This window comes from Streptomyces hirsutus, assembly GCF_001418415.1.
In the GTDB taxonomy this organism is placed as follows: Bacteria; Actinomycetota; Actinomycetes; order Streptomycetales; family Streptomycetaceae; genus Streptomyces; species Streptomyces hirsutus.
This window is the reverse complement of record NZ_LIQT01000353.1, coordinates 1-3124: the sequence shown is the minus strand read 5'-3', so window position 1 is coordinate 3124 and position 3124 is coordinate 1. Positions and strand designations below refer to the sequence as shown.

Annotated in this window: 2 protein-coding genes; one reads left to right on the top strand and one right to left on the bottom strand. The window is 68.5% G+C overall.

What is annotated here, in order from left to right:
* Window positions 1–116: 116 nt before the first annotated feature.
* Window positions 117–929 carry a pyrroline-5-carboxylate reductase gene (gene proC / locus AOK11_RS25465; RefSeq protein ID WP_055596064.1) on the top strand — a complete coding sequence of 271 codons (813 nt, stop codon included), beginning with the start codon at window positions 117–119 and terminating at the stop codon, window positions 927–929.
* A gap of 276 nt (window positions 930–1205) precedes the next feature.
* Here the strand turns inward: proC and trpS are convergent, their stop codons facing one another.
* Complete coding sequence (gene trpS / locus AOK11_RS25460; protein ID WP_055596063.1) at window positions 1206–2228, bottom strand: tryptophan--tRNA ligase; 1023 nt, start codon at window positions 2226–2228, stop codon at window positions 1206–1208.
* Window positions 2229–3124: the final 896 nt, after the last annotated feature.

The following is a 3124-nucleotide window of genomic DNA, read 5'->3' as shown; positions in this document are numbered from 1 at the left end:
GATGTCCGGTGGGCGGACGGTCACCGTCCGCCCACCGGACATCACCCCGCCCCCACGCCCTCCGGGTGCGAGGATGAACCAGGACGACGCGCCCACTCCGGAGGACATCCCCAGCCATGGCTCAGAAAGTCGCAGTCCTCGGCACCGGCAAGATCGGTGAAGCCCTGCTCAGCGGAATGATCCGCGGCGGCTGGGCCCCCGCCGACCTCCTGGTCACCACCCGCCGCCAGGAGCGGGCCGACGAACTCCGCGCCCGCCACGGAGTCACCCCGGTCTCGAACCTCGAAGCCGCCAAGACCGCCGACACCCTGATCCTCACGGTCAAACCGCAGGACATGGGCACCCTCCTCGACGAGCTGGCCCCGCACCTCCCCGCCGACCGCCTGATCATCAGCGGCGCCGCGGGCATCCCCACCTCCTTCTACGAGGACCGCCTCGCCGCCGGCACCCCGGTCGTCCGCGTCATGACGAACACCCCCGCCCTGGTCGACGAGGCCATGTCGGTCATCTCCGCCGGCAGCCACGCCACCCCGGAACACCTCGCCCACACCGAGGAGATCTTCGGCGCCGTCGGCAAGACGCTCCGCGTCCCGGAGTCGCAGCAGGACGCCTGTACCGCCCTGTCCGGCTCCGGCCCGGCGTACTTCTTCTACCTGGTCGAAGCCATGACGGACGCCGGCATCCTGCTCGGCCTGCCCCGCGACAAGGCCCACGACCTGATCGTCCAGTCCGCGATCGGCGCCGCGACCATGCTCCGCGACAGCGGCGAGCACCCCGTACGGCTCCGCGAGAACGTCACCTCCCCCGCCGGCACCACCATCAACGCCATCCGCGAACTCGAGAACCACGGCGTACGCGCCGCCCTCATCGCCGCCCTCGAGGCCGCCCGCGACCGCAGCCGCGAACTGGCCTCCGGCACCAAGGACTGAGGACGGGCCCCGCCCGGGGCGCCCCTGACCGGGCGCCCCGTCGGCCGCTGCCCCTCACGTCGCCCCGGCGAGCACGTCTGCCGCCATCACCACGCGCGCGAACCCGCCCCCGTGCAACGTCACCGCCGACGCCTGCGCCACCTCGTCCGCGTCGCGCCGCCCCCGCACCCCGCCTCCCAGAGGTACGGGGGCCAACGACCGACGACTTACTGCCAAGCGAGCCGGCCGCCCGGAACGGACACGGGGCCGGCACGGACACCGAAACCGGCGCCGGCGCTACCTCCCGGCGTCTGCCCCGGTTCCGGACGCGGGGAGCAGGCCGATGGCCCGATAGGCGGCGTCCACGACCGGCCGTGCCATGGCGCGAGCCCTTTCCGCTCCGTCCCGCAGGACCCCCTCCACATAACCGGGGTCCGCGCACAACTCCTTGTGCCTTTCGCGCAATGGCTTCAGTACCTCGACCACGGCCTCCGCGGTGTCCTTCTTCAAAGCCCCGTACGACTCGTAGGCATCGCCCAGCGTCTCCGGGTCCCCGCCCGAGCACGCCGCGAGAATCTCCAGCAGATTCGCCACCCCGGGCCGTTCCTCCCTGTCGTACACGACGTCGCGTCCGCTGTCGGTCACCGCCCTCATGACCTTCTTCCGCACCACGTCCGGTTCGTCCAGCAGATAGACGATCCCCGGCCCGACGTCGTCGCTCTTCCCCATTTTCGACAGGGGGTCCTGCAGATTCATCACTCGCGCCGCCACGGCCGGATGGGTGGCCCGGGGCACCACGAAGGTGTGCCCGTACCGCTGGTTGAACCGCACGGCCAGATCCCGCGTGAGCTCCACGTGCGGCGCCTGGTCGTCCCCCACCGGCACCTCGTCCGTCCCGTACGCCAGGATGTCCGCCGCCATCAGCACGGGATACGTCAACAGCGACAGCCGCACACTCCCGCCCCGCCGCTGCTCCCGCGCGGCCTTCTCCTTGTACTGGACCATCCGCCGCATCTCGCCGTCGGTCGCCACGCACTCCAGCACGTACGACAGGCGGGTGTGCTCGTCCACATGGCTCTGCACGAACACGGTGCACAGCTTCGGATCCACCCCGGTGGCCAGCAGCAGCGTCGCCGCCTGCCGGCTCAGTCTGCGCACCCGTGCGGGATCGTGGTCCACGGTCAGCGCGTGCAGATCGACGACGCAGAACAACGCGTCGGCCCGGTGCTGGTCGACCGCGGCCCACCGCCGCATGGCCCCCAGGTAGTTCCCCAGCGTCAGATGCCCGGTCGGTTTGATCCCACTGAAGACCCGTGTCATCGCTTCCTGTCTCCGTCTCCTGGTCGTGCCCGCCGCCCCGGCCGGCCGCTCCCGGAGTCCTGAGGGCCGGAGCCCTGGAGGGAGAAACGAAAACGGCCACCGGAGCGGCGGCCGTTGAGCGCATACGTACGGACGGCCGCTGTCAGGCGGCCCACCAGAGCTGGCTGTACGTACGCGCAGTCGTCATGCGGGCCAGGCTACGCCCTGAAGAGGGGAACCGGGTGGCGATTACGGCAGCGAGTTGACATGCTCCGGCGTCATCCGTACTGTTCTCCGAGTTGTCCGACGTGAGTACCGACTCCGGTCGGCCCCGGACAGCCATTCCGTACGTACCGCACCAGTCCGACAGCAGTCGTCTGTCTGCCGTCATGGCATTGGTGTGCGTATTCGCGAAATGAGGAATCCGCGTTCGAAAGGACGCAGGCCCCCGATTAGCTCGGGAGCAGGGAATCCGCTAGAGTCTCACTCGTCGGAACGGCCCAACGGCCGGAAAGACAAACCCCGCTGACTGGGGGTCAGGTCGAAGAAGAAGATCTGATAGAGTCGGAACCGTCGGAAAGGGAAATCGCGAAAGCGGGACCCGGGAAGGCGAACAGCCCGAGGAAATCGGATCGGAAAGATCTGATAGAGTCGGACACGCAAGACCGAAGGGAAGCGCCCGGAGGAAAGCCCGCGAGGGTGAGTACAAAGGAAGCGTCCGTTCCTTGAGAACTCAACAGCGTGCCAAAAATCAACGCCAGATATGTTGATACCCCGACGAGCGGATTTCGATCCGGTCGTTGAGGTTCCTTTGAAGAAAAACACAGCGAGGACGCTGTGAACGGCCGGGCCTATTCCGCCCGACCGTTCCGCTCTCGTGACGTGTTCTCCCGATCACGGGAAAGCATTCACGGAGA